The 13,231-nt window shown below is 55.4% G+C and carries 9 protein-coding genes and 3 pseudogenes; 9 read left to right on the forward strand and 3 right to left on the reverse strand.

All coding sequences use genetic code 11. The features are described 5' to 3' along the window. From MAIT1_RS06100 to tnpC, 4 genes and pseudogenes are all read left to right on the forward strand, one after another. Nucleotides 1–722, forward strand: a pseudogene (locus MAIT1_RS06100) (IS3 family transposase); the annotation flags it as partial. 63 nt (nt 723–785) lie between these two features. Next, nucleotides 786–1,939, forward strand: a protein-coding gene (locus MAIT1_RS06105) for an IS3 family transposase (RefSeq protein ID WP_143814684.1) whose coding sequence is annotated in 2 segments (ribosomal slippage) — nt 786–1,035 and nt 1,035–1,939 — 1,155 coding nt in all. Because the reading frame shifts where the segments join, the coding sequence is not laid out codon by codon here. 320 nt (nt 1,940–2,259) lie between these two features. After that, nucleotides 2,260–2,949: an IS66 family insertion sequence element accessory protein TnpB gene (gene tnpB / locus MAIT1_RS22015; protein WP_198947813.1), complete on the forward strand. Its 690-nt coding sequence runs from the start codon at nt 2,260–2,262 to the stop codon at nt 2,947–2,949. A 33-nt stretch (nt 2,950–2,982) separates the two neighbouring features. Then, a pseudogene (tnpC, locus tag MAIT1_RS06115) lies at nt 2,983–4,573 on the forward strand (IS66 family transposase). A gap of 295 nt (nt 4,574–4,868) precedes the next feature. Here the strand turns inward: tnpC and MAIT1_RS06120 are convergent. Then, nucleotides 4,869–5,555 (reverse strand): Rpn family recombination-promoting nuclease/putative transposase, encoded by a 687-nt coding sequence (locus MAIT1_RS06120; RefSeq protein ID WP_085441423.1) that lies wholly within the window; start codon nt 5,553–5,555, stop codon nt 4,869–4,871. 39 nt (nt 5,556–5,594) lie between these two features. On the opposite strand from MAIT1_RS06120, the gene MAIT1_RS06125 reads away from it, so the two are divergent. The 4 genes from MAIT1_RS06125 to MAIT1_RS06135 are packed head-to-tail and all read left to right on the forward strand — an operon-like array spanning nt 5,595 to nt 7,907. Then, entirely contained in the window at nt 5,595–6,344 is a 750-nt protein-coding gene (locus MAIT1_RS06125; protein WP_241893422.1) for an integrase, read from the forward strand. Beyond that, nucleotides 6,341–6,565, forward strand: coding sequence for an integrase core domain-containing protein (locus MAIT1_RS22230; protein ID WP_241893423.1), 225 nt, complete (start codon nt 6,341–6,343; stop codon nt 6,563–6,565). Before MAIT1_RS06125 ends, MAIT1_RS22230 begins: the two co-directional genes overlap by 4 nt. Nucleotides 6,566–6,609: 44 nt before the next feature. After that, nucleotides 6,610–6,912 (forward strand): transposase, encoded by a 303-nt coding sequence (locus tag MAIT1_RS06130; protein WP_085440078.1) that lies wholly within the window; start codon nt 6,610–6,612, stop codon nt 6,910–6,912. Nucleotides 6,913–6,923: 11 nt separating this feature from the next. Beyond that, nucleotides 6,924–7,907, forward strand: coding sequence for an IS3 family transposase (locus MAIT1_RS06135; protein ID WP_198947814.1), 984 nt, complete (start codon nt 6,924–6,926; stop codon nt 7,905–7,907). Between the two features lie 278 nt (nt 7,908–8,185). On the opposite strand, the gene MAIT1_RS06140 is transcribed toward MAIT1_RS06135, so the two are convergent. After that, the gene (locus MAIT1_RS06140; RefSeq protein ID WP_085441424.1) at nt 8,186–9,124 is read right to left on the reverse strand and encodes a GGDEF domain-containing protein; all 939 of its coding nucleotides are present in this window, start codon (nt 9,122–9,124) and stop codon (nt 8,186–8,188) included. 87 nt (nt 9,125–9,211) lie between these two features. Beyond that, nucleotides 9,212–12,238 carry an EAL domain-containing protein gene (locus MAIT1_RS06145; protein ID WP_158089337.1) on the reverse strand — a complete coding sequence of 1,009 codons (3,027 nt, stop codon included), beginning with the start codon at nt 12,236–12,238 and terminating at the stop codon, nt 9,212–9,214. A gap of 230 nt (nt 12,239–12,468) precedes the next feature. Between MAIT1_RS06145 and MAIT1_RS06150 the strand changes: the two are divergent. Next, a pseudogene (locus MAIT1_RS06150) lies at nt 12,469–13,206 on the forward strand (transposase); the annotation flags it as partial. Nucleotides 13,207–13,231: the final 25 nt, after the last annotated feature.

Here is a 13,231-nt window from a genome sequence, read left to right on the forward strand (position 1 = left end):
AAAAAAGGCCACCGCGACTTTGCCAAGGACACGCTGCAAATACGCGTTCATGAAGGCGTGGCGAGCCCGCTATTCAGTTGAGACGATGAGCCGAGTATTTAGCGTCTCCAGAAGCGGTTATTACGATTGGCTCAACAGGCCGCCATCGGCCAGAGATATTGAGGATGAGCGCCTGAAAGTCGCCATCCAGGCTGCGCATAAGCGCACCCGTGAGACCTATGGCGCTCGCAGGCTTCAGAAAGAGTTGGCTGACGAAGGGTTTGATGCAGGGCGGGATCGTATCGTGCGCTTACGCCAGGAGTTGGGCTTACGTTGCAGACAAAAGCGCAAGTTCAAGGCGACCACGGATTCCAATCACACTTTGCCTGTAGCAGAAAATCTGCTTGGTCAGGAGTTTACACCAATAGCGCCCAACCAGATCTGGGTGACCGACATCACGTATGTTGCGACCTTGGAAGGATGGCTCTATCTAGCTGGCGTAAAAGATGTTTTCCTGTGAGATTGTTGGATACGCCATGGGAGAGCGGATGACTCAGGCGCTTACGGGAGCGGCTTTGTTTCGCGCTGTTCAGCAGAAACGGCCGCCTCCAGGACTGATCCACCATTCAGATCGTGGCAGCCAGTATTGCGCCCACAATTACCAAGCGATTTTGAAGCAGTTTGGAATGCAGGCCTCAATGTCTCGTAAGGGCAATTGTTACGATAACGCCCCAATGGAGAGCTGAGGTAGCCTGGAGATTCTGGACACTCCTGTTTGGTATGATGCCCAAAGGGAGCGTTTCATAATGAAAAAGACTCAGAGCTACACACCGGAATTTCGCAGTGAAGCGGTCAAACTGGTTTTGGAGCAAGGGCTCACCCTGGAGTTGGCGGCCGAACGGCTTGCGATCCCCAAGAGCACGCTGGCGAACTGGACAAGCGCCGCCAGGGAGCAAGGTCAGAAGATGCCGGGCGGCAGGTCAATTTCCGAGATTGAAGCGGAAATCACACGACTGCGCAAAGAGTTGAAGCAAGTTCGAGAAGAGCGAGACGTGATAAAAAAGGCCACCGCGTACTTTGCCAAGGACACGCTGCAAAATACGCGTTCATGAAGGCGTGGCGAGCCCGCTATTCAGTTGAGACGATGAGCCGAGTATTTAGCGTCTCCAGAAGCGGTTATTACGATTGGCTCAACAGGCCGCCATCGGCCAGAGATATTGAGGATGAGCGCCTGAAAGTCGCCATCCAGGCTGCGCATAAGCGCACCCGTGAGACCTATGGCGCTCGCAGGCTTCAGAAAGAGTTGGCTGACGAAGGGTTTGATGCAGGGCGGGATCGTATCGTGCGCTTACGCCAGGAGTTGGGCTTACGTTGCAGACAAAAGCGCAAGTTCAAGGCGACCACGGATTCCAATCACACTTTGCCTGTAGCAGAAAATCTGCTTGGTCAGGAGTTTACACCAATAGCGCCCAACCAGATCTGGGTGACCGACATCACGTATGTTGCGACCTTGGAAGGATGGCTCTATCTAGCTGGCGTAAAAGATGTTTTTTCCTGTGAGATTGTTGGATACGCCATGGGAGAGCGGATGACTCAGGCGCTTACGGGAGCGGCTTTGTTTCGCGCTGTTCAGCAGAAACGGCCGCCTCCAGGACTGATCCACCATTCAGATCGTGGCAGCCAGTATTGCGCCCACAATTACCAAGCGATTTTGAAGCAGTTTGGAATGCAGGCCTCAATGTCTCGTAAGGGCAATTGTTACGATAACGCCCCAATGGAGAGCTTCTGGGGCAGCCTGAAGAATGAGTTGGTCCACCATCAGAAATTCACCACGCGTGAGGAGGCGAAGGCGGCGATCCAGGAGTACATCGAGATTTTCTACAACCGGCAGCGCCGTCACTCCCGGCTGGGGTATTTGTCGCCAGCCGTATTTGCCCAGCAGTTTATGAAAACAGCCTGAAATCGATGGTACGGGAGTGTCCACTATTGCCAGGACACCTCATAGATATTCGGAGACTGCGGTCCGCCCAATACTCGCGCTCTCGGCTATGCGCCGATTGCTCAAGCGGGATTCCCATTTCAGTCGCAGGATTTCCTTGATCTTGCGCATGGATAACCTCTTGTTGGGCATCTCCAGCCTCCCTCATGAAATGATGAGAAAGAATTGGAGTATGCCGGGTTATCCGCGTTTTGATCGTAAGCGCCACGTAAACCGCAGGGTTCCCCTGTCTGGAATGATCCGTCACGCTATGCCTTCCAGGATGCATAACGGAGGAAGCCATGGCGACAGAGTTGACGGAGCGGCAGCGGTGTTGGCTTGAGCACGTTCGCGCCAGCGAGCGGACGGGCGGAACGTTGAAGGCGTATGCCGACGCTCAAGGGTTGGATGTTCAGGAGTTTTACAACCAGAAAAGCGAGCTGAGGCGCAAAGGGCTTTTGGATGCAGCGTTCGAGGCGGAGTCACGATTTGCGCGTTTGACGGTGGAGCCCGACGCCCTGCCGGAGCGCCGCTGTCGAATGGAATTGCCCAATGGCGTGACGCTGGATCTGCTGGAACCCGACTCTGCGCCAGGCCTGGCGACAGCTGTTGCAAGCGGTGTGGTCGTTATCATGATGCGCCCGGCCAACGATCTGCCGGATGTCTATCTGTGTCGAGAACCGGTGGATTTTCGCAAAGGGATCGCCGGGCTGGCGGCGCTGGTGGAGGCGGAGTTGGGTCTCGATCCGCTGTCATCACGCCTCTTCGTATTCACCAACCGACGGCGCACCGGCGTGAAGATTCTCTATTGGGAGCGCAATGGCTTCTGTCTGTGGCAAAAGCGTCTGGAACAGGAGAGATTTCACTGGTTGCGCCGCACCGATGGCGTCGTTGGACGCATCAGCGGCCAGCAACTCAACTGGCTTCTGGACGGCTACGACATCACCCGGATAACGCCACATAAAACGCTGGAATATACCTGTGTTTCATAGAGTTGTAGGAGCGCTTGCGGTATAATATCGGGCATGGATAAGCTGCTAAACGATCTGCCTGAAAGCCCCGAAGAGCTGCGTGAAATGCTCGCTGTCCTGCTTAAAGAGCGCGACTCTCTTCAGCAGCAGGTCGGCTCTCTCCAGCAGCGCGCCGACTCCCTTCAGGAGCAGGTGAATCTTCTCAAGGCGTGGCGCTTTGGCCGCCGCAGCGAGAAATTCAGCGACCATCCCAGCCTGTTCGATGAAGCGGAAATTGAGGCGCAAGCCGCGCCGGACGCCGATATCGCGGATGAAGATGGCGCCGATGAGACGGTCGCCGTTGCGGGACATGAGCGCAGCAAAGGCGGTCGCAAGCCGTTGCCCGCCCATCTGCCGCGCCGCGAGATCATCCATGATCTGCCCGCCGAGCAGAAAACCTGCGGCGTGGATGGTCATGCCCTGGTGGAGATCGGACGGGATGTCAGCGAGCAGTTGGAGATCATTCCGGCGCAGGTGACGGTGATTCGGCATGTCCGCTTGAAATATGGCTGCCCCCACTGCCACAGCGGCGTGGTGCGCGCAAACATGCCGCCGCAGCCGATCCCCAAGGCGCTGGCCACGGCATCGATGTTGGCGTTTGTAGCAGTCTCCAAGTATGCCGATGCGCTGCCGCTGTATCGGCAGCATACGATTCTGGCAAGATCGGGGATTGATCTACCCCGCAGCACGTTGGCCAACTGGATGATTCGCTGTGGTCAGCTGGTGCAGCCGCTAATCAATCTGTTGCGCGATCGGATGCTCGAAGGGGGCGTGATCCAGATGGATGAGACCCCGGTGCAGGTGCTGCGCGAGGACGGTAAGCCCGCCAGCAGCAAGTCGTACATGTGGGTTCAGCGCGGCGGCCCGCCTGGCGGCGCGGTGATTCTGTTCGACTACGACGCCACGCGCCAAGGCCGCGTGCCGAAGGAACTCTTGGCCGATTATAAGGGTTGGTTGCAGACCGATGGCTATAGCGGCTACTTGGCGATGGGCAAGGTGGCAGGCATTGAACATGTGGGGTGTTGGGCGCATGCGCGGCGGCTGTTCAGCGATGCGGCCAAGGCGGCGGGCGGGAAGAAAAGCGCCAAGGCCGATTACGCCATCAAGCTGATCGGCAAGCTCTACGCCATTGAGAAGCGGGTTCGGGACAAGCCGCCCGAGGAGCGCTATGCGGCGCGCCAAAGCGAGGCTCCGCCGATACTGGCCAAGTTAAGAGAGTGGCTAGACAAATGGTTGCCCGAGGCGGTTCCGATCCATGGCGCTGGGCAAGGCGTTGGGCTATCTGTCCGAGCAGTGGCCGCGTCTGATCCGCTACATCGAGGATGGGCGTTTGGAGATCGACAACAATCTGTGCGAGAACGCCATTCGTCCCTTTACCCTGGGCCGCAAGAACTGGCTTTTCTCCAACACGGTGCGTGGCGTGAAGGCGTCGGCCAATCTCTACGGCCTGATCGAGACCGCCAAGGCCAACGGCCTGGAGCCATTCACCTATCTGCGGCATCTGTTCGAGAAGATACCGGCGGCGCAGACCGTAGCGGATTTCGAGGCGCTGCTGCCCTGGAGCCTCAATCCCGACATGACCCCGAAGGCCAAGCCTACCCTCTGACGCGGTTTACTGGACGCTTACTGAACATCCAACCCTTGAGCGTCGGCATACGCCTTCAACGTTCCGCCCGTCCGCTCGCTGGCGCGAACGTGCTCAAGCCAATACCGCTGCCGCTCCGTCAACTCTGTCGCCATGGCTTCCTCCGTTATGCATCCTGGAAGGCATAGCGTGACGGATCATTCCAGACAGGGGAACCCTGCGGTTTACGTGGCGCTTACTTTTGATCGCTCCTGAGATTCCCCCTTCGCCGGGGTGGCCGCTTTACATCGGAATGGGTGGCCGGATTGAATCGGAATCAGTGGCCGTTTTGCGTCGGAATGGGTGGCCGCTTTCGATCGGAATCACTGACCGCTTTGCGCCGGAATACGCACTCGGGATCCCCTTGGACCCCCTTCCCGATCTCCGGCATGATCACGACACTCGCCGCACTCTGAAATGCATACTTCATCGCCATCAGAGCAGAGCGCAAACGTGCATCCTGCGACAATGCATCATCTTCAATTCGGCCCAGGTCAGCTACCCCATAGCTGAAATCGAGCAGATGTAGCAGCAAACTCTCTTCTGCCTCAAGCAGTTCGGAGAAGCGCGCCGCTGCACCCCAGGCGCGTCCGCCATGATACACCACCAGCGGGACGATCGGAGGCAGTCTCTTATGCCCCTGCTTTGCGAACTGCTCCCAGATCCGGACCATATATCGCAACAACTGGAAGGCGATCCACTCGTCTGGATAGCTCTTGTGCTCCACCAACGTGTAGATGTATGCCGCCTGTCCTCCCAACGTCTTCACTCTGAAAAGGCGGTCCGTCAAATGCTCTCGAAACTCACCATCAACAAACGTCCCATCCACCAACTCGGGCGAGTCGGGTGAGAGCAGTTCCGCTACACCTTTTGGCAACCGCTCCTTGATCAGAGTTCCTGCCTTGCTTGGATCGCTCAGCAACGCTTTCAGAAACCGGTCATGGGGCTGGGCTACGTCAGTCATTCAGCTTCCATTCTGTCATAGAGCCTTGGGAGAGCATCCATGCTCAGAAGCCTATCCGAATTCATCCACTTCATCACGGTATTCTTCAAATCCAGAACGGCTCTGCAATTGGAGATCCTGGCGCTGCGCCATCAACTCAACGTCTTGCAGCGCAAAAATCCGAAGCGGCCAAGGCTCAAAATGTGGGATCGGATGTTCTGGGTCTGGCTTTCGAGGTTATGGCCTAAGTGGCGAAATGCCCTCGTGATCGTTAAGCCCTCCACCGTCGTGAAGTGGCACAGGAAGGGCTTCAGACTATACTGGCGATGGAATTCCCGGCAAAAGCGTCCTGGTCGTCCGCCTGTTCCAAAGGAGGTGCGCGACTTGATCAGGCAGATGTCACGAGAGAATCCACTTTGGGGAGCACCGCGCATACACGGCGAGTTGCTCATGCTTGGCTATGATGTGGGGCAAACAACGGTGGGTAAGTACATGGTCAGGCCAGAGAAGCCTCCATCCCAAACTTGGAGGACCTTCCTGGAGAACCACTCCAATCAGATCGTCGCCATGGATTTCTTCACCGTGCCGACCATTTTCTTCAAGGTGCTGCACGTCCTGATTCTGATCGACCATGAGCGTCGTCGCATCGTTCACTTCAGCGTCACCACCAATCCGACAGCGTCTTGGGTTATTCAGCAGATCCGCGAGGCGTTCCCATGGGACTCGGTGCCGCGGTTTCTGCTGCACGACCGTGATCCGCTCTTCATGGCTAGTCAATTTGCTTTCAAGCGTATGGGATCGAGACAGTGATTACCGCTCCTGGTAGTCCTTGGCAAAATGCCATCGCTGAGCGAGTGATCGGTACACTTCGCAGGGATTGCTTCGACCATGTCATCGTGTTCAACGAAGCGCACCTGCGTCAGAAGCTTGGTGAGTACGTGTCCTACTATCACGGATCACGCACCCACTTGGGCTTGAGCAAGGACTGCCCAGTTCATCGCGATATTTGTTTCGGTTCAGATGGAAAATGACAAACCAATCGTTCATAATGTAGAGATATTGAGCGGAGGTTTGTATGGAACGGAAGAAGCGGAGATTTACGGCTGAGCAGAAGGTAGGCTATGTGCGCCGTCACCTGGTCGAGAAGGTGGTTCTCTCGGATCTGTGCGACGAGGCGGGCATTCAGCCCAGCCAGTACTATCGCTGGCAAAAGGCTTTGTTTGAGAACGGCGAAGCGGCCTTGTCTGACAAACGCGGCCAAAAGGCTTGTGACCGACAGATTGCCGAACTAGAAGCGAAGTTGGCAACCAAAAATGAAGTTATGTCTGAGCTTCTTGAGGCGCATGTTGCGCTAAAAAAAAGTCTTGGGGTGAGCTGAACGGCTGCTGGGTGGAGCCGGACATACGGGATTCGGTGGTGGATTTCGTGGCGTTTTGGTCAGACAAGAGCGAAATCGACACGAGCCGAATTATCAACTGGATAGGCGTGCAAAGGGGCAAGTTCTATTCATGGCGCAAGCGCTATGGAATGGTTAACGACCACAATGGCCGTATTCCCCGAGATTTTTGGCTGGACGATTGGGAAAGGGAAGCGATTGTCGCCTTTTTCCATGAACATCCGTCAGAGGGCTATCGGCGCCTGACCTACATGATGCTGGATGCAGGCGTGGTGGCGGTCAGCCCCTCTTCAGTGCTGCGTGTGCTCAGAACTGCCGGGCTGATGCGTCGTTGGAGCCCACCGCCCTCGCAGAAGGGCACAGGGTTCAAACAGCCTTCGGAGCCGCATAAACACTGGCATGTGGACATCTCCTATCTGAATATCCAGGGGACGTTCTACTATCTGTGCAGTGTCCTGGATGGATGTAGCAGGTTTATCCTCCACTGGGAGATTCGTGAGTCGATGAAGGAAGATGAGGTTGAAGTGGTCCTGCTCCGAGCTCAGGAGGCCTATCCGGAAGCTAAGCCGCGGCTGATCTCAGACAATGGGCCGCAGTTCGTTGCCAACGATTTTAAGGCGTTCATCCGGGAATCCGGCATGACGCATGTGAGGACTTCGCCTTACTATCCGCAGAGCAACGGAAAGCTGGAGCGTTTTCACGGTAGTTTGAAGCGTGAGTGCATTCGGCCTCAGACGCCATTATCGCTGGAAGATGCCCAGCGGGTTGTGGGAAAGTACGTCGAGCATTACAACACCCGGCGGCTCCATAGCGCCATCGACTACGTCACCCCACAGAATCGCCTGGAAGGGCGGCATGTGCAGATCCTGGCCGAACGAGATCAAAAGCTTGAGGCGGCCAGAGAACGGCGTCGGACGACGCACCAAAAGCAGTCTTTTCAGCCATCCCAAAAAATGGCTGAAAAGGCGAACGGCTAACTGATATTTTGGCTTAGGCGGTTGTCATGTTTCCGCTGAACCAGCACATATTCAGCACAAAGAGGCGGGGAGCGTCGTCGCATTTCCCGTGCTTGGCGGTCTGCATCACCGCTACGAACGGGTCGCCGCCTAACGTCGTCAGCCATCCGGTTCCTGAATGTCAAAGAGCGCATCAAGCTGGGAGCGTTCCAATTACCCATGGGGCAAATCGGCTTTCTACCATCCCCACACCAGACCCAGCTTGGTCCACATGGCCGATTGTCGGGGAATCCGACTGTTCAGTCCAGAGAAATCAGCCCTGCTGGAACCATTGGCAGGACCGATTTGTGGCTGGATGGAATAAACGAGAGGCAGAGGGGTTGACGATTCTCTTCTGCTCTTGAGATCTCTCGGCGCAGAATATTGAAAAAAGTGCGCTGGTTCAGCAGCCCAGTCAGGCTATCCATAGAGGAGAGCTCCTGCAATTGCTGCGTTCTCTCTGCGACCGTGGCCTCCAATCCTTGAGCATAGCGCTCTACCTGATCACTGGCGGCGTTGACCTCTGAAAGCAAGCTGGAGATGTAGGTGTCAAAGACCAATTGAACATCGAACATCAACAGCTTATGCAAGGCGTCACGTCGCCCATCGCACTCATTGCAGACCCGGTCCGCCATGGAGACCTCCAGCAACTCCTTTTGCAGCAGCTTTTCCAAAATCACCACGGCGGAAACATAGAGCTTGGGGGAGACCCCAATGCGTTTGTGCACTTTGCCGATACGCAGCCGCTTGTTGACATACTCCCGATCATAATAACCATCAAACAGCTCGATGATGTAGCCGCGCAACGCAGCTTTGAGCCGTTTCAGGGTCTCCACATCACCAATGAGCAACTCCACCTCAGCGATGGTCTCCTGGTGCGCATAGAATTTCTCGACGATGCTGTCGATGCGCAGCACAATGTGCTCTTTACAATCTTTGAGATATCCGACATCCGCAGGGGTGAAGCCGATCAGCTGTTTTCGCTCTTCCACCTCACGGTCCGTCATTTTCATCTGATCGGAGAGGGCGCGCCGGGTCAGGGGCAGTGAGGTATTACGCTTCAAAACCTTGTCATCCAACACCATCTTGGCGGAGTCGCTCTGCTCACCTTTAACAGGCATGCCCAATGAGATGCCCGTATTCTCTTGTCCTTGGGCTTCTTGGTCTTCAGAATTGGAAATGGAAAAGGGTTTGGACATATTGTTTTTGCTCCTGTTTTAATCCGAGACTTCCCAGGTGGCTATTGCCACCATTTTGTGCGCTTCAACACCTTGTAGTGATGGTCATCAGTTGGCGTTGACGTAATCAAGCAGTTGTTCAAAGGGCAGGGGTTTGCTGAAGAAATAGCCCTGCACCTGCGCGCACTCCCGATCTCTTATGAACGCCAACTGCTCCTCTGTTTCAACGCCCTCGGCGACCACACTCAAACCCATAGCGTGCGCCATCGAGATCACGGACTCAACGATTGCGGCGTCATCTGAGTCCACGGTCAAATCCCGCACAAAGGATTGATCCACCTTCAGAGAGTGAAGCGGGAATTTCTTCAAATAGCTCAAGGACGAGTAGCCGGTGCCAAAATCATCAATGGAGATGTGAATCCCCTCCTGGCGAAGGGCTTCAACCGTTGCAATGGTCTCCTCCACATCTTGCATGGCGATGCTCTCAGTGATCTCCAACTCCAGGTACTGTGAGGGCAGTCCCGCCTCTGAGAGTGTTTTCTTCACCTTGTCGAGCAAACCGGGGTCTTGGAACTGTTTGGTGGAGAGGTTGACGGCAACGCGCAGCGCAACGCCTTTGTCGAGCAGCTCTTTAGTCTGGCGGCAGGCGGTTTCCAGCGCCCAATCTCCCATGGGCACAATCAGACCGGTCTCTTCCGCTAGTGGGATGAAATCGGCTGGAGACACCATGCCTTTTTTGGGATGATTCCAGCGAATCAAAGCCTCCATGCCCGCGGTTCGGTTCTTGGCAATTTCGACTTTTGGCTGATAGAAGAGCGTGAACTGCTTCTCTTCAATCGCACGGCGCAGATCGGCCTCCATGGTGAGGCGGAAAGCGCTCTTTGCATTCATCTCCTCAGAATAAAAGCGATACGTGCCGCGCCCGGCATCTTTGGCTTGATACATCGCCAGATCGGCGTTTTTGGTCAGCGTCTCAAAATCCTGGCCATTGTCTGGATAGGTGGCGATGCCAATGCTGGCTCCAATGAATGCTTCATGGTCTTTCAACTTAAAGGCGCGCTGTAGGCTGTGAATAATCTCTTCGGAGATCTTGCCGATATCTTCCACCGTCTTGGGATTGTTTAAAATGACGGTGAATTCATCGCCTCCCAAGCGGCACACCACATCGCTTTTGCGCAAGTTGTCCGTAATGCGCGCCGCCACCTCGATCAGAAGCTCGTCGCCGATATCATGGCCGAACGTATCGTTCACATATTTGAAGCGATCCAGGTCGATAAACAGCACCGCGACTTTCTGGTTCTCACGTTCAGAGATAACGATTTCACGATTGAGGCGTTCTCGGAACAGGGTTCTGTTAGGCAGCTTGGTCAGCGCATCATAGAACGCCATCTGTTCGAGCGCCTCTTCGGTCGCTTTCTGATGTGTGATATCTGTAAAGATGCCGACGTAATTGGCGATTTCATTTCGGCTATCGCGAATGATGTTGATACTCAACCATTTGGGAAAAACCTCACCGGATTTGCGACGATCCCAGATTTCACCAGACCAGCAGCCCGTTTCATGCAGCGTTTTCCACATCTCTTGATAGAACGCTTTGTCATGGCGGCCTGACGAGGTGATGCTCGGGTCCTGCCCGAGGACTTCTGCTCTTGCATATCCGGTTACCTGCTCATACGCAGGATTGATATCCACGATCAGGCCTTTTTTATTGGTGATGACGATCGCTTCGCTGGCGTTCTCAATCACCAGTCTGGAGAGCTCCAGGCTCTCTTCGGTTTTTCTGAAGTCGGTGACGTCCTGCACCGTGCCGCGCATGAGTACCGGCGCTCCGGAAGCGTCGCGCCGAATGTCGCCCAGTTCGTAAACGATGCGCTCTTCACCGTCAGGGCGAATCACTCTGTGTTCAACGGAATAGTCGACGTCAGGGTTCTCCAGCGCGCTCTTGACAGCGTCCTGAACCATCTGGCGATCGTCGGGATGCACAGCATTGAGGAAAGCCTCATAGGTTGCGCTGAAAGCCTGAGGCGTTTGCCCAAAGATGCGATAGATCTCGTCAGACCACTCCAGGTCGCCTGCTTGGATATCCCAGTCCCAGTTGCCGATGTGAGCGATCTGTTGCGCATGAGCGAGGCTTTCTCGGCTGCGCGTCAGGCGCTCCTCCGCTTTCTCTCGCTGCTGGATTTCATTGTTCAAGAACGCTTCAGTCTTTTTGCGGTGATCAATCTCCCGCTGCAAAATGCGATTCCACACCACGACTATCATAAGGGCGGCAAACGCGGCCAGGACATAGTAAGCGATTGAGCTCCAGTCGATCTTTTGCGAAAACTCTACACGAATCCAACGGTTGAATATCTGATCGCGCTCCTCTTGCGTGATGTCATCCAGCGCTTTTTGAAGAATCGGGACAAGTGGTTGCCAATCCTTGCGCACCGCCATGGCGAGTTCAAACCGATACGGCGTCTGCCCGGAGACTGACAGATTGGTGAGGCCGTGCTCCCGCATGACCTGCCCCACAACCGCCAAGTTGCCGATGAACGCATCAGTTTTCCCGTGGGCGACCGCTTCCAATCCCAGTTTGACGGTCTTGGCGGGCGCTATTCGCAACTCTGGATGGTTCTCGACCAGGATGTCATGTGAGGCATAGCTCTTGACCACAGAGACGCTGCGCTTGTGGTCTATGAGATCTTGTACGCCATCGATAAAGTCGGTGTCGTTACGCGTCACAATGACCATGGGAAAGGAGAGATAGGGCTTGGTGAAGATGGCGTATTTCTCTCTAGCGGGCGTTTTGACCACGCAGGAGAACAGATCCAGATCACGCGCTTTGACCGCTTCCACCATCTGTGGCCAGGGGCGCTCTTTATCGACGTTGAACTGGACGTTCAGACGCTCCTCCACCAAGCGGATGTAGTCCGCCGCCATGCCACGGTAGTGCATTTCCTCATCAATATATTCGAATGGAGCCCAATCGATATCGACCGCCATGCGGAGATCGGAATGCTGCGCCAGCCAAGCGCGTTCGCTTGCGCTCAGGTCGATTGACCCCGCATAGGACAGCAAAGGGAGGAAAAGCAGTGTTACAATGGCTCCAGTGAAAAGCAGGAAGCCACGAAAAGGCCTTGAGGGCACACTCATAACGAACTTTTCCCTTGGTGATGTCATGCCGTCAGCCTACCACAGCTTGACCTGGCGCACTCAAGTTGGGCATGTCGTCAGGACCGTTGCCCACCTTACTCAACTTTCGCAGTTCGCTGAACACCCCTTCAGGCTAAAATCTGCCATATGAATCAAGGGTAAAGCTGGCCCGTATATGCTATAATTCTGGTGTCGAATCAGCAAGATAGCTCAGGGACGAGGCCAGCCTTATGAGTCAGCATACCAGGGAACAGGACGCTGTGCCTACTCCCGTGATTGACGAGATCAAAACTCAATCCTTCGGCGTATTCGGTGTGGATAACGCCATTGTCGATTTTCTCCAGGAAATCGGCTTCCTGGCCATTTTCACCCGGCACGGCTGGAGCAAGCGGACCGGAAAGGATCTGCCATCTCTGGTCATGTTGCTGATCCTGCACCCACTGCTGAAGGCGCCGTCCATTCATCTTTTTTGCCGTGACCACTTTCTGTCGGTCTTCGCGGTGGGAAAAGACACCTTCTACCGTTTGCTCCAGCGCAAATTCCCCTGGCGCACCGCGCATTGGGCGTTGATCAAAAGACTGCTGCCCCAGTGGCGTAAATTGGATCTTGGCCCTGGTTACCTCGTTGCAGACACCACCGTCAAAGAGAAGCGCGGAGACCGCATCGAAGGCGTTTGCTGGCACCATGACCACAACACAGGCCGCTCAATATCTGGATTCGAAGCAGCCCACCTGGTCTGGGTGAACGAGCAAGGGACTTTGCCGCTGGATGCCGCTTTGCGATTTTCAAAGCGGCCCCTGATCGGCAACCTGCTCCACATCCTCAACCACCGGTTCGACTGTCGCTCTCATCTCGGACGGCGTTATCGCGAGGCTGCCGAGATGTCCAAGCTCGATCAGACCGTCGCCATGGTCGCCAGAGCCATTCAGGCTGGAGTCCCGGCGCAATATTTCCTGGCCGATGCGTGGTTGAGGTGTCCTGGCAATAGTGGAC

Origin of the sequence: Magnetofaba australis IT-1 (assembly GCF_002109495.1) — a bacterium.
Lineage (GTDB): Bacteria > Pseudomonadota > Magnetococcia > Magnetococcales > Magnetococcaceae > Magnetofaba > Magnetofaba australis.